The sequence below is a fragment of the Hymenobacter latericoloratus genome (assembly GCF_014199535.1).
Lineage (GTDB): Bacteria > Bacteroidota > Bacteroidia > Cytophagales > Hymenobacteraceae > Hymenobacter > Hymenobacter latericoloratus.
In genome coordinates this window covers 1-17,609 of record NZ_JACHNV010000012.1, presented here as the reverse complement: position 1 = coordinate 17,609, position 17,609 = coordinate 1, and the positions used below count along the sequence as shown (strand labels likewise).

The following is a 17,609-nucleotide window of genomic DNA, read 5'->3' as shown; positions in this document are numbered from 1 at the left end:
TACTAGAGAATGTAGAGTACAGGACTATTCCTCATTTGCTTGACTGGTAGTGCCTCTGGATTTGCGGGTGGTCCAGGCAGTCAGTAAAAAAGAAAGTAGCATCAGCAGGTAGATTGGTAACGCTATCTGTTGGCGAATAAGGATAGCCCAAATTCCGGTGGCTTCCTCTGGAGATTCTGCTTCTACAACACCGTCAGCGTGTGATACTTGGAGCTTATCATAGCTATAAAGACTGGAATGCCAAAGCCGCACCTGACGCTTCTCTTTGCCGGCTAAATCGTCCAAGAAAATCTTACCCTGTGATTTACCATGAATCATTCGGCCATCCTTGCCCATTACTTCAAACTCCACATTCTGCGGAGCCAGAACAGCTATCTCTTTCAGCGGCTTATTACCGGCATTTTCCAGTTCTAGAACCGTCAGTTGTGGCGTGCCATCGAGAAACCTATTCAGTGGCCGTTGCAGGATAAAAGGGCTGTACATTTTGTTGTAAAATTCAAAAGAATCACGCACCTGGTTATGAACAGCCAGCGGGGTCAGGCGCAATGTTCTGTAATAGGCCCAATGCATTAAGGTATCCTGGCGGGCCATGGCCGAATCCTGCTTATCATGCTGCAGCAAGTACTGGGGTACTATTAGCGGCGAAGTATGCCGCTTAATTCGCAAGTCACCTGACGGAGCACTGAACCATACCCATATACCAATAGCCGCCGCAATGGCTGTTAACATGGTGGACGTGTTATTCCACGTAAAACCAAAATCTGGAAACTTCATTTGTACAAGCGCGTCAAGCAGGTGAAAAGGTTGATCAGATTATTGGTCGAACCCTGGACACATTCTGTAGTTGGGACGGGGCGTGTAACACGGGGACGAACCGCTATGCATCAAGGGTGCGGGCTTTCACCTGTCCGCTCCGGATGCGGGCCACGACGCTTTCCACGGATTGGTCGTATTCAGCTTCCGACGCAAAGATGGCGTGATAAAATGTCCGGGGTGCTCGCGGCCCCACGGCCAGCCCTTTCGCCACGCGAACAATCAGCAGGCGTTTTTTGGTTGACTTTTTCATGGCATGGGGTGCTCGGGCCGGGAACGGGCCGCCAGGGGGCAGTGGGTAGTTTACGTAACGAGGGAGTGCGGTCGTTTGGTCAGCAGGCGCTGCACGCCCATGGGGTGGAAGGCCTTGCCGCGCCGGGTGCAATAGCCCGACTGGTTGAGCTGCTCGGTGATGGCCCGCAAGCTCTTTCCGTTGGCCTGCAGTAAGGTGGCCAGTTGGGCCGCTTGGCGGTTACGAATGTTGGCCTGCGCGTTGGCCTGACGCGCCGCCAATCCCTTGGCCCGCGCCATAGAGGTCAGATTGGCCGGCGTGCCCAGGGCAAACCCCCGCGCCTTCTTGGCAGCCAGCGCATCGCGCGTCCGGCTGGAAATGGCCGCTGCTTCCTTCTGGGCCACGGCGGCCAGGATGTGCAGGGTGAACTCGTCGGCCGCCGGCAGGTCCACGGCCTGGAAGCGGACCCGGCTTTCCATGAGAGTGGCCAGGAAAGCGACGCTGCGGGCCAAGCGGTCGAGCTTGGCCACGAGCAGCACGGCGCCTTCGCGCTGGGCCAGAGCGATGGCGGCCGCCAACTGGGGCCGCGCGCTCTTGCGGCCGCTCTCCACCTCCACGAAATCGGCCACCCGCATGGCGTCCTCGGGCAGGAAGCGGAGCACGGCGGCCTGCTGGGCTTCGAGGCCCAGGCCGGACTGGCCCTGGCGGGCGGTGCTCACGCGGAAGTAGGCCACGAACTTGTTCATGGGAGCGAATCTACCACCCATTTTTTACGTTGTCACGTTTTTTAAACGTTCGTTTGTAAAATGTGACAAGCGCCTAGCGACTGGTATTTCGCCCCCCACTGCTATAAGAAGGCCCTATTCAGGAGCAACAGCGCCAAGTGGTGCAGCAAGTAGAGGCCGTGCCCATTCAAGCACAGAGTGATATAACGGAGGGGCAACACGCGCAGAGCCAAATGCCTCACTTGTTTAAATGGCCTAATCCTGAGCGTGTAGAGGATAAGTAACGTGTCCGAGGCCCTAGACTACAGGTTAAATCAGTCCTATCGTTAAAGAAAACGAAGTTTCGGATGATGATTTTAAGTATCTTTGTTGTAATCAAAAACAAAGATTATGCCCACTAAAAAGCAGATAAAAAGCACAGGTGCAACCTTCACGCCGAGTCAGTTGGCGGATTTTTTATCTGATCGCATACTCAAGTACACTACAGATGAGAGGGCGTTGATTCTAGACCCAGCGTGCGGTGAAGGTGCATTGTTACTGTCACTCGGGGAAAAATTGGCCGCACGTAGTGTGACCGTTGATTTGATTGGGTTCGATTCAAACCTTGACTACCTGACCACAGCCAAAACCAGTATTGACGAGAAGGGCTGGAAAAATGCCAGCCTGAAGAATGAGGATTTTTTAGAGGCTGTTGTACTTCCAAGCTCCGCTCAAGCTAACAAAGGCCCTATCCAAACAGACCTCTTTTCCGAGCCCGCTAAGTGCAGCGATGTAGAAAAGAACATTAAGGCCGACATAATTATTGCCAATCCTCCTTATGTGCGCACCCAAGTTCTGGGTTCTAATAAGGCACAACTGTTGGCAAAGAAATTCGAGTTGAAAGGGCGAGTAGACCTATATTACCCTTTCCTAATATCAATGACCGAAAGTCTGAGAGAAGGCGGAATTCTCGGGGTCATCACTTCTAACAGATACTTGTACACTAAGAGTGGTACAAGCATTAGAAAATACTTGAGTGAAAACTATGAAATATTAGAGTTGATAGATTTAGGTGATACTAAATTGTTCACAGCGGCTGTTTTGCCTGCTATTTTGATTGCTAAGAAAAAAGCTAAAGCAGTTGACTCTAATCCACTGTTTATAAAGGTCTATGAAGCCTCGAAAGAGTATGTTGGCGACACAGAAGGTGTGAGTACCATATACGAAGCGTTAAATAGCCATACAGCAAACTACTTCAAACTTGGTAGCAAAAGCTACAAAGTCAGTAAAGGAGTGTTAAAGTATGAAGTTGGCTCTGAGGAAGCCTGGGGAATGCTAACCGATGACGAGCTTAACTGGATAACAGAAATTCAGAAAGCCTCTTCATGCACAATAGGGGATATTTTTAAGGTCAAAGTAGGCGTGAAAACCACTGCTGACAACGTTTTTATCAGTGATTCTTGGGATTCGCTTGGAGAAGAAAAACCAGAAGCTTCCTTGTTAAAAGAGCTTCTCTCACAAGAGAATATCAGCCGTTGGACTGCGGTAGAGAATAGCGCTTTACAAATGCTCTACCCTCATTACTCGGAAGGGGGAAAGAAGTGTACAGTGGATATCGAGGACTATCCATTAGCAATGAAGTATTTCCGCTCGCATGAGGTACAGCTAAAAGGTAGGCAATACGTTATCGATGCGGGACGCAAATGGTATGAAATCTGGGTGCCTCAGAAGCCAGAAGTATGGAAACTTCCAAAACTCGTCTTTCCAGACATAAGCTTAGAGCCTCGCTTCTATTTCGATAAATCAGGAAAGATTGTCAATGGTAACTGCTATTGGATTGCAGCCAAGAACAAGGCCGAAGAAGAACACTTGCTGCTTATCCAAGGTGTGGCCAACTCTAAACTTATGACTAAGTATCATGATTTGGTCTTTAACAATAAGTTGTACTCAGGCCGACGGAGATACATAACTCAGTACGTAGAGAAGTATCCTTTACCAAGCTTAAGCTCTCCTATAGCTAATGAAATCGCGCAGCTAGCCAACGAGCTTAATAACACCTTTGACAAAAGTGATATTTCAATTCTAGAATACAAGCTTGAGCAGAAAGTAGCTCAAGCTTATGGGGTAGAGCCTGTATACGAGCTTATATAGTGTCTAAGAAAAACCCTTTAGGCAGCCCGATTTGGATTTTTTTGTTCAATACATTGCCCCCAAACTGCGTAAAGCGCGAGAAGAAATCACGGCCAGTAGTCAGGTAAAAATCGGTTATGGTAACCACCCCTGACTTAGTTTCTGCGAAAAATATAGCGTAGCGCACGTCGCAGTGCCTTACGTTATCATTGAATAGCTTCTCTAAATCAAGTTTTGCTTCACTATCTGGTGAAACCAACCCTAAATCAATGGTGGTAGAAGTTTGGAGCTTTACCTCTAAGAGCTGGTTGTTGACATCGGGGAATTGACCATTGTCCTTATAGTTGTCATAGCCCAGTGCTTTGCATACAAGCTTATGGAGTTCGGCTCCCCTGTTTCGCTCTTGGGTAATGCCAATATCTGGAAAGGACATACTGATTAAGCTGCTAAGCTTGCTGAATATGGCGGAAATCGGTAATAACTGCTTTTCAGATGGGGCATCTGTTGGGGAGATACCACTTAGTGTAACTGCTAAGTTGCTAGAAGCTAGCGCTAAGACCTCAGTATCGTTGGGAGAGATTAACTCCAAGTGGTTTGCTCCCCGGATTAGGCGTGCTTGATACTTCTGGGTTAGGGTGCCTGTAGTATCAAGCTTAGCCAAATCAGCGCCAGTAATGACCCTGACCTTGGTAACCGTGTCATCTGCATCCACCCCGATTATTACATATCTTCTGTCTGGAGCTAGTTCTTCATTCCAGACTTGAAGGTTATTGGACTTTTGAACATATGTATCAAAGCACTGGCCCGGAAAACGGGGCTGCACTTTAGGGAACGAGTTGGGTACTACATATCCCAAAGCCTCACAGACAGATGATTTGGCTACTTTAGAACGTGTTCTTAAAGCCAGACCTTGGAAGGATTGGCCAACCATCTTATCGTTCAACAATACGGTCAGTTCGGCACTAGTCAACCAGTATGATTCATCACCGACTTCGATAGGGCTGTTTATAGTAAGTCCATCATTTGCAATGTTCTCTGCTTTCCGGACTGCTTTTGAAAGTAGTGTTGCTGCTTGCGCCTGGTCTGCTTCAGCGTTTTGGGGCTTGAATTGCTTGCTACTACTCTCTGGTTGGGTGTTAAATCCTAATGCTAGTTGAGCCTGCTTTGGCGATGAAGACATTATGCGGTTTTCATTAGCTCCGAAGGTTTTATGTTCAGAGAGGTTGCAATTTTATTTAGGTTAATCACCGAAATATTGCGCTCCCCTCTCTCCACGGAACCGATATAAGTCCTATCAAGATTGCTAGCAAAGGCAAGCTTCTCTTGGGACAAATCGCAAAGGGTACGATAGTGCTTAATCGTGTTTCCGAGGTCCCGTAGAAATCTCTTCTCCTCTTCTGAATAAGCAGTTTTCATTCGCATGATTTTGCTAACAAAGGTTGGTTTCTGATGTAAATAAGTCTACCGACTATAAGTATCATTATGGACTACATACCCCAGATTCACGAAGAAGAATAGCCCCCCGCGCAGCGGTGGAAATCGGTGCGGTGGGCCATCTGCATGGGAGCCAGTGACCGGGCGGTACCCTCCCCGGAAATGGTGCGGCTGCAATTGCGCTACATCGCGGGCGAGATTGACTAAGTGCAGGTGCATGACGAGTTGATGCGGTGGTACCGCCCCGACATAGCACCAGCGGTCAACGTGCGCCCACTGCTGCCCGAGCAGCCCGGTCGGGTGTACCCATACGCGGCGGAAATGGCCGCGCTGATGCAGGAAATGAACGAGCTGCCGCCCTACGTGCTATGTACCGTGATGGAGAAACCTTACCGCTGCCGCTCTAATCGCCTTGTGTTACCTGGTTTTCCCCTACCTGTTTAAGTATGACAGCAGTCGAACGTTTTGGCCCCGCCGAGCAGACCCCGGCACAGCGTCAGGCACTACTCGATAAAGTGGAGGTCCTGAAAGTCGCCCAAGGGCTGCTCTGTTGAGCTCGTCTGGCCAGCGACTCTATCGGCATTACGTGGCCGGCGAGCTGAGTTTGACCGAGTGTAGCGCGGAGCTACGCCAGTACTACGGCCGGCCGTAGGGCTTACCGTGTAAATCCGCCCTGTTGGAAGAAGGCCCTGAACCAGAAAAGTACCACGCCGAAGCAGTAGAGCCAGAGGGCCAAAACCCCGTGCGATTCCGAGGTGGTGGTTATAAGGGTGTTGTTAAACAAACAGGGCAAAATCTCTTGGTAACATTGGTCCCCTGAGCGTATGTCTGCACCGAAGCTGGAGAAGTTGCTCCAGCTTCGGTGCGGACATACATTAGCAAGGACAGTTGCAGGGCACTGTTGGTGGCGTGGCAAGCGGTGCAGATGCGGGCGCAGGTGTACTGGTTCTAGCGGCTGCATGTCTGCGCTTGGATGTGCGAAGCGTCTTCTCGCGACGACGGACGGGCGGGGTATTCTCCTGTGCAGGGACTGGGGCAGGAGTAATTACCTTGGCAGCCGTAACGGTGATATCACCCTCCGGCGTAACGTGTACAGCGATGCGGTAATGGCTACTGATGATGAGGATGGCGCAACGATAATGATACTGGGTTTAGGCCCTGGCTTGGAACAGGAGCTAGGCGCAAAGGCAATTAAGATAAGTACTACTGCTTTAAACAGTAAGGCATTAAGGGTTATACGTTTCATTGAACAATGTGATTTCCCTTATATATTATCGGATCAATCCTCCCTCTCGAGTTATCCTTAGATTGCTTCGGTAATGGGGTCATCTACTGTAAATAGTCGCACTCACGGCCGAAGCCAGGATTTGACGAAAAAATCTTCTGACTTTGGTAACATTCGAACCAAACTTTTAATCAAGACCATCAAGCAAATGGCCATGTCCCAGAAAGTCGCGAAAGAAGAGGAAGACCAGGACAAGAAGTACCCGTTCACTTCCACGATTACGGCAGAGAACAAACGGCGCCTTTTCAATTATCAATCGAACAAGCCAGGCGGTGCTCGGACCACCGATGTGATAAATCAGGCATTCAAACTTTTCTTCGATACCCACAAGCAATACGCAGACGGGGAGCCAGCTAAACCTGCACGGAAATAAACTGAATTTTACAGGCAGTGGGGGAGAAAAAATAGTGTGCCCCGGGCCTAGGTCTTATCTCTTAACATAAAAACGGTTATACCCGGCGCCTCAGAATCAGTGCAGGTTTTGCTCTTCACCGCTCCCATCTAACTAACATGGTACTTTTCCGTTACAGCAGATTTCACTTCGCACCCTTTTAATACCAAATTTACGCACTACCTTTCTGCTTTAATTCATACCCTATCTTGATAATATCTACTTAGAATGGCAAAATCAATTGATGAAGGTTTTAGTGCATTCCTGACATGGCTAGTGCCGGCAGCCTCAGAACATGATAAAGCTAGGGCTCATAAAAGCTCTGTTGAATCTTGCCTAATAAATGGGTACGGATGTTCTAGCTTTTTTGAGACAGGTTCTTTCGGCAATGGAACAGGAGTGAGACATCATAGTGATACAGATTATTTCGCAGTAATACCTGCAAAAAATCTAAAGGAAAAATCTTCCATTTCCTTACGTGAAATAAAAGAATCACTACAAGTAAAATTCTGGAATACTGCGGGAATTGTAGTTAATTGTCCCGCTGTAAGAATACCATTTGGTACATGGGCTTCTGAAAAAATGGAAGTAACTCCGGCATATTTTTATGGGATGGTAGAATATGATGGAAAAAAATTTGCTAAATATGAGATTCCAGACTGCTCTAGTGGTTGGATGAATTCTAGTCCATCAGCACATAATTATTACGTGCAAAAAACTGACGATGCAAAATCAAATAAAGTAAAATTACTTATACGTCTTATAAAGGCTTGGAAATATTACTGGGAAGTGCCAATAATATCTTTCTTTTTAGAAATATATGTAACTCGCCATTGTTCAAATGAATCTTATATTGATTATGCAATAGATTTGGCTTTAATTTTTGAAAAATTAGAGAAAGATAATTTACCTGGATTATATGATCCGGTTGGAATATCTGGACATATAAAACCTTGTAGTTCGGATGCTCAACATGCTGAAGCTTTATCCAAAGTTAAATCAGCAGCAGGCCGTGCTCGTAGAGCCATTAATCAAGCACATGAAGGGAAAATAGACGATGCATTTTTAACATATGACTTGTTATTCAACTATAACTTTCCCGCTAGATAATGAATTCTATTCCCACAATTCAAAATAATTTACAGCAACTCCGCAAGCTGCTTGTAGAGGATAGATTATATTCAAAAGCTAAAACTTGTAATGGAATACAGATTATTTTAGTCGTATTTGTTTCAGCTGCTTTATCACTTGTTGCTGTTATATGCGAAACGTGGGGTCCTCGTGCTGCTCTGTATGGAGCAATCATAACAATTTTGGACTTTTATTTATTCGACCCTATTATAGCCCAGTTAAAGGGCAGAGCTGCCAGCGTCAGAGAATGTTTCGATATTGACGTACTTATTCTCCCTCAGTCACCTTTCAGGGAAGCAAATATTCCAATTGAAGATATAGTAGCAATTCCTGATCCGCTACCTGAGGCAAGAAAGAGAAATAAGATCGATTGGTATCCAAAAATCATCCATGAGATACCTATTGAACCGGCTCGACTTATCTGTCAACGTAGTAGCATGCAGTATGATGAACGTCTTAGAAATAGTTTTACATACTTATGGATTACATTAGTTGCAGTAATAGTATTTGCTTGGACGGTTTGGTTAGCAATTAAAAATCCAGATTTTTACCATATTGCAACTGTAACATCAGCTATTCTTCCTGCATTTTTGTTCTGTGTTAAACAAAACATTCTCAATAAAGAAGCATGCACTACTATAGCAAAAATGCGTGTATATTTTGACGAAGTATGGAAAGAATGCTTAAGCAATAGTAATTCTATGAGACTTACCGAATCATCCCGACAAATTCAGGATGCATTATTTGACCATAGAAGCCAAAGGCCATTAGTACCAAATTTTTATTATAAGCTGACGCGCGATCAAAATGAACAAATAATGGACTCTGCTGCAGAAGACTATGTCATTAGATATAAGCAAGCTCACAACATTATTTAAAATTTTGTATTAATTATAGTCAATTCGTGTTCAGTCAGTTACAGCAAAACGCTTTAGGGTAATTCTGTATTCCCTGTTGCCATAAAAAGACACTATGGATAAGCACATTGAGTATGAACCAGAAGACGCGGGCCTAATCCAATCCAAACCGCCAACCGAGGAGGAACTGCGAGAAATTTCGTGCTTCATTACCCAGAGCAAGCAACGTCATGCAGACCAGCTCGATGGATTACCGCTACCCACTGAGCGTCAACAGTCCCGTGAAAAAGAGTCGTAGCCTAGCCCAAACCCGCCTGATAAGTAGCTCCTAGCTATACCCCACTTTGAATCGGTCCACGAGGACGATTTGAGCAGCTATAAGTCGGGGTGGCGGGCCGTCACCTGCCCGCTTCTAATGCGCGCCACGACGCTTTCAACGGATTGATCATACTCGGCTTCTGAGGCAAATATGGGGTGCTGAAAAGGGGGAGAGGAACAAGCAGTTGAACACACATTCGTATCCTGTTTCTTTCCGATGCCAACGATCCGAAGGCGCTTTTTGATTGCCTTTGTCATTGCTTGAGCTGCCCGAGGCGCTGTACTTCAGAAGTGGAGAGCATCAAAAAGTGTGGGGCAGTGGGTTAGGAAGGCTATCAAAAGCAACAAAAAAATAGGAGATAAGTGCGGTCATCAAGCACTTGTCCCACTGCTGGCGCAACACCTACCCTGACCACTTTATCCGACTGCCCCACACTTTTTGATGCTCTCCTAGGTTGAACTCATGGTGCAGGATGTTCAAATATCAGTTGATGCATAGCCATCCAAACACCATTGGGTGAACTGCAAGTGGCAATTATGCTGGTGCGATATCTCGCACCAGGGGACACACATGTCACGGCTTTACCTATTGGGTAATACTGGTAATACTAGTAATACTGGTATTACTAGATACACGGCGGCCTTGCAATTTCGCCATGCGTGATAGAAGCACGTTCAGTGATTCATAGAACAATAGTGCCCTCAATGCGCAATATGAGTTTGGTAGCACTAAAGAAATTCTTTATCACGCTTGCGTGTCCTTGCTGAGCATTCGGTTGAACACGGTTTGCAATGTGGGCCCTTATAGTTTTACCGCTAAACCCGTGCGCATCGGCAAAATCGCTCATGGTTTGCTTTATTTGATTGGCCGCCTCGTTTGCCCATTGCTTACCCGGGTCTTTATGTTCTTTTAGCTCTACAAAAATTAAGGTAGTCTCATACTGTAGCAAGCCGTCACAACGCTTTTGCTCACCCCCACTACCCTTGAAGACGGGAATGCACTTGTCTACGGCTGTGAAAGTCACGTCATACTCGGGGCTATTGTCGACTCGGGCAATCCAGGTATTTTCCGCAGTCTGGTCTGTGCTGATGTAAGCAGGTTCGTCGCGCTTGCTGGCATCATCGCAAATGCCGAAAAGCGCTTCGCTTACCAGCGTGTCGCAGGATTGCCCGTCTGCTCTCTGTCCAACGAGGAAATTAGGCTTGGGCATTTTCAGCGTCTAACTCAATTTCCAATAAATCGGAGAAGCGAGCGTTAGCTTCACCTAACGCGTTGTTCAGGTCGTTGTCGTCGGACGGAATGTTGTCGTCCATCGGTAGACGGGTGATAGCACCCACACTGTTAAGCGCGTACACCACGGCTTGGTCGGCGGCCAAGGTAGCACCCAGCGGCACGATAGCTTGCAGCCGCTGCTCAAGCTTGTGGGGAACCGCAACTGCCCGGATGGTTTGTTTTACCTCGTTAGCCTGAATGGCCAGCGTCAAGTAATTGAGAATATATGGACTGTGGGTGGTGATGACCAACTCGTTAGCTGGCATGGTGTTGGCATAGCCTAGCAACTCGTATAGCACGGCACGTTGCGAGGTCGGAAATAGGTTCTGCTCGGGCTCTTCAACTACGTTCAGAAATGTAGTAGGACGAAAACGGGCCGTTAGGGACTCCAGCGCTTCTTGCTGTATTACTAGAGGCAGCTTCGATTTGAGGATAATATCGACCTGCTCCCGCAAGCGCCGCCGCTCATCGGCACTCATTTCGCTGCGGGAAGCATCCTGTTCCTTATAGATAAACTGGGTTAGATAGCGCGATACCAGCAGCAGGGGCACTAGCGATTGAAACCCGCTGGAAGCTTCTGCCAGCCGCAGCCGAAATGGCACCTTGCCGGCGGCCTTGCTGATAAGCCAGGGAATTCGGTTCGATTTATCATACTCAAATCGCACATTACCAATTGGGAGCTGCCAGCCGTCACTGCCTATCTCGCGCTGGGCTTGGCGCAGTTCTTCCCAATATTCAAGTAGTGCGCTAGGGAGACCTTTAAGCTTATCCGGCTCATGGACCGCGCTCAAGAAATTCCGTTCAGCGGGCACATACATTATTTTAGGTATCCGGTAGTTCGGTGTGTTCACTTGCAAGTCCACCGACAGCTTTTTGTGTTGGTAGATGAGCGTGGCGGCCGCGCCCCGATACTCGATGTATGTATCGTCCCGGAAGTAGTTTTCTACGTTCATGTAGGCACAGTAGCGCCGCACGAAACGGTTATAGCTAGTCACAAACTTCGCCGTGACGCGCCCCTGAAATAGCGCTTTTTCCAGCCAGTTCATCGTGGTGAACAGCTTCGCCACGCTGCTTTTCCCGCTGCCCTGGCTACCGATGAAGACGGTCACCTTACGGAAATCCATAAAGCCGCCCTCCTCAGCATAGCCGGTCGTTATTGGCCCGAAATTCTCGACTTTTAGTTTACTCATACACCTGCAATGTAGGAAGCCAAAGGTACTGTAAATGGCGCGTCGTAGGGTTTGCTCCTCGTGCCGCACTATGTGGGACGCTTAATTCTTTACCTGAGTTGTGACGGGTGACATTGATAACATAGGTAATATCGGTAACACAAGTAACATCGACACGATTAGTAACACGGGTAATACTTTTATACCTACTTTCGCTCCATGAGCAAGATTCTGGCGTTTACAAACCAAAAAGGCGGCGTGGGCAAAACCACGTCCGCCGCCAATGTCGGTGCCGGCCTAGCGCGAGCCGGCCAGCGGGTGCTGCTGGTGGACTTAGACCCCCAAGCTAACCTAACTAAAGGACTAGGTCTGCTTGATGCCGAGCACAACGTGTACGGCGCGCTGCTGGGTGAGTACAAGCTCAAGGCGTACCCCTTGCGCGAGAACCTGGCGCTGGTGGCGGGCTCGCCGGCGTTGTCCGGCTTTGAGAAGGTGAAGGGTGATGAGCTGGACCGGGAGTTTCTGCTCAAGGATCTGCTCGAGCCCGTGCGTGAGCGCTGCGACTACATCCTGCTCGACTGTCCTCCGGCGTTGGGTCTGGTTACGCTCAATGCCTACACGTGCGCCCATGCCCTTTATGTGCCGCTGGAAGCCCAGATGTACGCAGCCGACGGACTGGAGAAAGTGTTGGAACTGGTGAGTAGAGTACAACGGCGCCTGAATCCTGATTTATCGGTGGGCGGGGTGTTCTTTACCCGGCACGACAGTCGCAAAGTGCTGCGCCGGGAAACCGCCGAGGAACTGCGGGTACTCCATCCGGGCCTCGTGATGAGCAGCTTCATTCGGGAGAGTATTGCCCTGGGCGAGGCGCCTCACCTAGGCAAAGACATCTTCTCCTACGCCCCACAGAGTGCCGGGGCGGCTGACTACCAAGCGTTGGTAGCCGAGATTCTGAACCGCTAATTCATTCGATCTTCATGGCTAAGACATTCAAAAACCTGCCTCGTCCTGGTGAAACGACCGACCCTAAGCCCCTATCGGAACGCGACTTTTTCGACCTTACCGATGAGTCCACGCCTGTAAAAAAGGCGGTTGGGAAAGCTGAGACAGCGCATAACACTCGTAACATCAGTAACAGTAGTAATACAAGTAACATCGGTAATAAGAGTAATACCAATGAGCTCGGTAGCTCTGACCCAGAGTCGTCACCTAGCATTACTGCTGCTGTTGTGGGGTCGGAAGGCGTGCGCCAAACCTTCGTACTGAGTCGTGGCCACCTGGAGCAGCTTCGGGATTACGTCCATGCCCGCCGCGCGCAAGGCGACTATACCTACTCCCAAAAGCAGGCGCTGCAGGAAGCACTAGATATGCTGTTTGCCGGTGCAACTCCCGCTCCGCCCAGACCTGCTCAGACACGGGCACAGGAACAGGAACGCCGGCAACGTATTCAGCAGGGTCGACAGGCAGGGGGCAGCCGCTAACGTCTGGGCTGTATGGACTCTCGTGGCTGGTTAGAGCTTGCGGTCTTGGGAATCCAGGATTAGTCAGTTTACGGACTCTTTGTAACCTACCAAGCCGTGCATTTTGAGGAATAGTCCTCCCGCATTGGTGGCGGCTTTGATTTTGCTCGTCTTGAGCTTGTATACAAACGCAAAGAGGTCCTTCAATCGAACCTCGGACGATAGAATGTGATTAACCAGTGTCGTGTCCTTAATTGCCAAGTCATCGAGGTGCTTGCGCGCCATTTGTACCCGAGCATCCTCTTCGCTGAGTTCGAAGGGGATAGGCAGTTGCTGTGGCTGCTGGCGGACTACATAGAAGCCGACGGTCTGGTAAGAGCGGCCAACCTTTCCAAGCTTGTAGGAGATGGTTAAATCAGTGTGCTCGTTGATTTGCTGGACGGCAATGTCCAGCACGAACTTTTTGAGAGCGGATATTTGAACATACTGCTCAGGTTCTTTTCCAGTGGGGTCTTTCAAATTGAGCATGTACTTGAACTCATCCAGTGAGTACGTTTTCGTGGCCCCAACATCCTTCCATTGCGAGGCCAGTTCATACACCCGCTTTGCGTACTTACTGGTCAGACTGAGCACGGACTGTAAGCGGTAGCTAGTAAAGTTGCTTTTTAAGTCGATGAGGTAGGGGCGCAGTTTCTCCGAAATCTCAAGTTCGATAACGCCTTGCCCTTTGATGTACTCAGCCGAGGCTAGCATCCCCACTTTTAGCCATGAGTCCCCCACTTCGATGTGGTAGCTGCGTTCCATCAATGTATCGACTGACGGTCCAAGCCTAGCGTAGTTCCACTCTCTGCCCGTGAGTTGTTCCAATTCCTGAACCCTGAGGCGGTACATGGTGCCTGGCTTATCGTTTTTATTTAGCCGTGAGAGTAAGGCGAACATGATGTCCATCTCCAACGCCGTCATATCATACCGAGCTGTCGTGATGGCATTACTCTGCCTGATTTCAACCGCATTGGGCTGCGGCTGTACCCTAACTGCAACGCTTGACTCTGTGCGAGTTGGATTAGGTTTGATAGGCATAATTGGAAGTGAGACAGGAAGCACCAAATATACTTAACAAGACTGAATTAAAAGTAAATCAAAGAGACCTATTAGTTGGCAGACAAAACCTATTAGATCAACGGACAAAACCTATTAGATCAACGGACAAAACCTATTAGTTGACGGACAAAACCTATTAGATAGCAGACAAAACCTATTAGCTAAAGATTGTAACTAACTGTTATACAGTCAGTTACAAGCCCCTACAAATAGAGTAAATATAAGAAATACCACAAGTTTGTTGTTTCGAAAAAAAAAAAGGCTTTTAAAGAAAGGCTTTTATACTTTTCATCATAGAGTGGGAAAGAAAAACAACAAATTAAGGCACAACTAAGCACAAGTATGCATTTGTACTTTTTTACTATTTATTACTAATAAAACAAGTTTATCCACGTTGCTTGCCCCTTATTGTAGCTTTCAAATGCTTTTGAACCATGTTAGTGTGACTACACGACACTTAAGCTTCCTTTATTGTAGAGTTTGATATGCCTCAATGACTACTTACAGAGTCAATAATAATTATAACTTAACTAATTTTAGATTTAACTATAAATGTAATACTACTGTGGCAGCCACCGCGAACTAATAGGTTTTGTACGTATATACGCACAACCAGTTCTCGAAAAGCCTGTCCAGAGCCTGCTGCTCAGGTGGAGTCGACTTTATGGAAATCATTTTGGCGAACTATGTGCGTATATACGTACAAAACCTATTAGTTACATCCGGACAAGATTCATAAATAGCTATCTATTAGGTATTTACTAAATGACTATTAGTGCAGTCTGTATGGTATAGTTACATGGAGTTTACTTACTTAACGGCCTTCTTATAGCAGAGGGGGAACAAAACTTCTCTAAGCCTTATGCAAATGCTTACTGACTGATCTAGGCTGAAAAGGAAACCTTTTATAAGTGAGCTCAATGTTTTTAGTGCTGGTAGTCAGTGTCTTAGATTATAGCAAATGGTAGAGAGGTGTAACATTCAGCACCCATGGTATTAAACGAAGGAGGTTACCACTGATGCATCGCCTCATTTCGATGATTATGGGTAGCCAAGAAAAGAACCCCTGGCATAGTGACATAGCTCACCCAGTGGCTTTCAAACTGAGCTGGCCGCAACGATTACCGGTATGGTCAAGCTTGACATAGCTCACCCAGTGGCTTTCAAACGGGTGAATTTACATGCCAAACAAGTTTAATCTGGTTCTGAAGATTCCTGTAAAAAGGTCACTTTATACAATCTGCTCATACCGGCGAACGATTAGGCAGTGAAGGAGGCCTGTAACGTACAGAAATTCCCCAAGATGGACGATCTGGGCAAGGGAAGGCCAGCCTACTCATGAAAGCAGGGACGCATACAGAAAGCAGATTTGATGGGTAACTAGGTGCAGAAAGTCGTTGGGAGGTCAGGGCTGAATAGCTGACTAAGTTTCCCATAATCGAGCAGATGCCAATATGAACTAGCCGTCCATAAGATTGTCTTTTAGAAAAGTATTTGTACTTTGCCTATATGACGGGGAATTGCTTGAACTGCGGAATAGAGTTCCAGGCTAGGCGCAAAACGAAAGCGTTCTGTGGAACGACGTGCCGGGTCGCGCATTGGGAAAAGAACAATGCTGGCGATTTAAGTGGGAAGCCAACGACAGCACGGGAGCGGCATATGGTTAAACTTGTCCGGAAAATGACCACATATTCTATTGGGGTGCTCCATCATTTAGAAACACTTGGAATTGGGAAAGAGCGTTTGGGCGATCTGCATTTTGGCCGGCTGAATGAGCTAACTGACCTAGTGATGGATGGGGTAGTTCAGGAGGTTTCCAAGCGAATGCAGCAGGAAGATGAGCTTAAGGACAAGGTAGCGGAGAAGAAAAAGAAGGCAGTGGGGCAATCTCTTAGCAATGGATAGTTAGCGTTAGGGAACGATACCAGTAGCGTTGTTCTAGCGTTGTGTACTCACTACACAACGATAAGCCAACGCTAACGAGTTAGCGTTGGCTTATCGTTGTTACGTTCGTCCCTGACGATTGCCCTAATTATAGTCTTTTGACCGCAGCTTGCTACACTCCCTCTTCTTCCCCACTGCCTTTGCCTTCTCATGGCCTACATCATTCTGCGCACCGCAAAACAGAAAACCAAAGGCAACATTGCCAGTCTAGGCCAGCACCTGCAACGGACTCGGGACACTCCGAATGCAGACCCCGACCTGACTCACCAGAACGAAATCCTGCGCGGCAGTGCTGACCTGTTGGCCGATGTAGACGCGCGGTTGGCTGAGCTGGAGAAGGTCAATGGGAAGCCGAATAAAAACGCTGTGCTGTGTGTCGAACACCTGATTGCGTTCAGTCCTGATTTTGTACATTTCTTCAAAGAAGACGGCGACTATTTCCCGCGCTCCACTGCCGAACCTGGGCTTTCCTGGCTTGTGCCCGAAAGCCAGGTGGATGCCGACCGCCTGCAAGCGTTCGTGGACAAATCCTTGGCCTGGCTGGATAAACGATATGGGCTGGAGAATGTGGTGAACGTGCAGCTGCACCTGGACGAATCCAGTCCCCACCTTCACGCCATGGTAGTCCCAGTGGACGAGCGGGGCCGGCTGAATTGCCGCTCTTTTTTGGGGGGACGGGAAAAAATGCGCTATATGCAAACCAGCATAGCCGAGGAAATGGCCCCTCTGGGGCTCGTTCGGGGCGTGGAGGGGAGTAAGGCCCAGCACCAGGACGTGAAGCGCTTTTACGAGCTAGCCAAGGAGCTAGGAATGGGCACAGCGCACGAAGTGGTGCAGGCCCGATTGCAGGCTAGCGAGAGAGAACGCCAGAAAGACCCAAATCCGCCCCTTAGTGCGCTTATCTACTATCACGACGACCGTACAGGTGCGAACATGGTGGAAGACCTCAAAAAGCTCGATTCAGTGCGTGTGCAGGCAATAGACACAACGCAGCGCACGATAAAGGTCGAATACAGCACCGAGAGCCGGGAAATTGATAAAATCCACGATTTATTCAGTCTTTTTAAGAAAGCCGATACCCACATCGAGGAAAGCGGACCCGACTTCCGCCAGCGTGGTGCTCGGGCGATGGAGCTGGTGCTGGCCAGGGAGATAGACCGGGGCATAGCGGATTAATTTTAGCGCTCGCCGGCGATTATCTCCTGCTGGTTAACTTTGAGTGTTCCGTTTCATTGCAGTAGAGGGTGTTGTTAAACAAATAGGGGAAACCCGCCGACTTAGAGAATCCCTTTACTGGCTCAACAGCTACAATTAGGCTCAGGAGCGAAAGAGAGGTTATCCGGCTGAGCCGAACTTTGAGAAGAAGA

16 protein-coding genes are annotated in these 17,609 nt (G+C 48.2%); 8 read left to right on the top strand and 8 right to left on the bottom strand.

What is annotated here, in order from left to right; all coding sequences use genetic code 11:
• Positions 1-24 precede the first annotated feature (24 nt).
• The 3 genes from GGU46_RS20945 to GGU46_RS20935 form a co-directional block, all read right to left on the bottom strand.
• Positions 25-729 (bottom strand): hypothetical protein, encoded by a 705-nt coding sequence (locus GGU46_RS20945; protein WP_183405484.1) that lies wholly within the window; start codon positions 727-729, stop codon positions 25-27.
• A gap of 148 nt (positions 730-877) precedes the next feature.
• Complete coding sequence (locus GGU46_RS20940; protein WP_183405483.1) at positions 878-1,066, bottom strand: hypothetical protein; 189 nt, start codon at positions 1,064-1,066, stop codon at positions 878-880.
• A gap of 50 nt (positions 1,067-1,116) precedes the next feature.
• Positions 1,117-1,791, bottom strand: coding sequence for a recombinase family protein (locus GGU46_RS20935; RefSeq protein WP_183405482.1), 675 nt, complete (start codon positions 1,789-1,791; stop codon positions 1,117-1,119).
• Between the two features lie 369 nt (positions 1,792-2,160).
• Between GGU46_RS20935 and GGU46_RS20930 the strand changes: the two genes are divergently transcribed.
• Positions 2,161-3,900: an HsdM family class I SAM-dependent methyltransferase gene (locus GGU46_RS20930; RefSeq protein WP_183405481.1), complete on the top strand. Its 1,740-nt coding sequence runs from the start codon at positions 2,161-2,163 to the stop codon at positions 3,898-3,900.
• Here the strand turns inward: GGU46_RS20930 and GGU46_RS20925 are convergent.
• Together GGU46_RS20925 and GGU46_RS20920 are read right to left on the bottom strand one after the other, a co-directional pair.
• A complete protein-coding gene (locus GGU46_RS20925; protein WP_215906425.1) occupies positions 3,893-5,059 on the bottom strand; it encodes a restriction endonuclease in 1,167 nt (388 codons plus the stop codon). The genes GGU46_RS20930 and GGU46_RS20925 overlap by 8 nt on opposite strands.
• On the bottom strand, positions 5,059-5,295 hold the full coding sequence (locus tag GGU46_RS20920) for a helix-turn-helix domain-containing protein (protein ID WP_246399133.1): 237 nt from the start codon (positions 5,293-5,295) through the stop codon (positions 5,059-5,061). The genes GGU46_RS20925 and GGU46_RS20920 overlap by 1 nt, the downstream gene beginning before the upstream one ends.
• A 1,385-nt stretch (positions 5,296-6,680) precedes the next feature.
• Between GGU46_RS20920 and GGU46_RS20915 the strand changes: the two genes are divergently transcribed.
• From GGU46_RS20915 to GGU46_RS20905, 3 genes are all read left to right on the top strand, one after another.
• Positions 6,681-6,971, top strand: a complete 291-nt coding sequence (locus tag GGU46_RS20915) for a hypothetical protein (RefSeq protein ID WP_183405479.1) — start codon at positions 6,681-6,683, stop codon at positions 6,969-6,971.
• A gap of 246 nt (positions 6,972-7,217) precedes the next feature.
• The gene (locus GGU46_RS20910) at positions 7,218-8,099 is read left to right on the top strand and encodes a nucleotidyltransferase family protein (protein ID WP_183405478.1); all 882 of its coding nucleotides are present in this window, start codon (positions 7,218-7,220) and stop codon (positions 8,097-8,099) included.
• On the top strand, positions 8,099-8,998 hold the full coding sequence (locus tag GGU46_RS20905; protein WP_183405477.1) for an S-4TM family putative pore-forming effector: 900 nt from the start codon (positions 8,099-8,101) through the stop codon (positions 8,996-8,998). The genes GGU46_RS20910 and GGU46_RS20905 overlap by 1 nt, the downstream gene beginning before the upstream one ends.
• 980 nt (positions 8,999-9,978) lie before the next feature.
• Here the strand turns inward: GGU46_RS20905 and GGU46_RS20900 are convergent.
• Together GGU46_RS20900 and GGU46_RS20895 are read right to left on the bottom strand one after the other, a co-directional pair.
• Positions 9,979-10,506 carry a hypothetical protein gene (locus GGU46_RS20900; protein WP_183405476.1) on the bottom strand — a complete coding sequence of 176 codons (528 nt, stop codon included), beginning with the start codon at positions 10,504-10,506 and terminating at the stop codon, positions 9,979-9,981.
• On the bottom strand, positions 10,493-11,758 hold the full coding sequence (locus tag GGU46_RS20895) for an ATP-binding protein (RefSeq protein ID WP_183405475.1): 1,266 nt from the start codon (positions 11,756-11,758) through the stop codon (positions 10,493-10,495). The genes GGU46_RS20900 and GGU46_RS20895 overlap by 14 nt, the downstream gene beginning before the upstream one ends.
• 198 nt (positions 11,759-11,956) lie before the next feature.
• On the opposite strand from GGU46_RS20895, the gene GGU46_RS20890 reads away from it, so the two are divergent.
• Both GGU46_RS20890 and GGU46_RS20885 read left to right on the top strand, forming a co-directional pair.
• A complete protein-coding gene (locus GGU46_RS20890) occupies positions 11,957-12,700 on the top strand; it encodes a ParA family protein (RefSeq protein WP_183405474.1) in 744 nt (247 codons plus the stop codon).
• A 14-nt stretch (positions 12,701-12,714) separates the two neighbouring features.
• Positions 12,715-13,218 (top strand): hypothetical protein, encoded by a 504-nt coding sequence (locus tag GGU46_RS20885; RefSeq protein ID WP_183405473.1) that lies wholly within the window; start codon positions 12,715-12,717, stop codon positions 13,216-13,218.
• A 63-nt stretch (positions 13,219-13,281) separates the two neighbouring features.
• Here GGU46_RS20885 and GGU46_RS20880 read toward each other — a convergent pair whose 3' ends face one another.
• Complete coding sequence (locus tag GGU46_RS20880; protein WP_183405472.1) at positions 13,282-14,277, bottom strand: replication initiation protein; 996 nt, start codon at positions 14,275-14,277, stop codon at positions 13,282-13,284.
• A 1,701-nt stretch (positions 14,278-15,978) separates the two neighbouring features.
• Between GGU46_RS20880 and GGU46_RS20875 the strand changes: the two genes are divergently transcribed.
• Positions 15,979-16,203: a hypothetical protein gene (locus GGU46_RS20875; RefSeq protein ID WP_183405471.1), complete on the top strand. Its 225-nt coding sequence runs from the start codon at positions 15,979-15,981 to the stop codon at positions 16,201-16,203.
• A 189-nt stretch (positions 16,204-16,392) separates the two neighbouring features.
• Positions 16,393-17,418 (top strand): MobV family relaxase, encoded by a 1,026-nt coding sequence (mobV, locus tag GGU46_RS20870; protein WP_183405470.1) that lies wholly within the window; start codon positions 16,393-16,395, stop codon positions 17,416-17,418.
• Positions 17,419-17,609 lie beyond the last annotated feature (191 nt).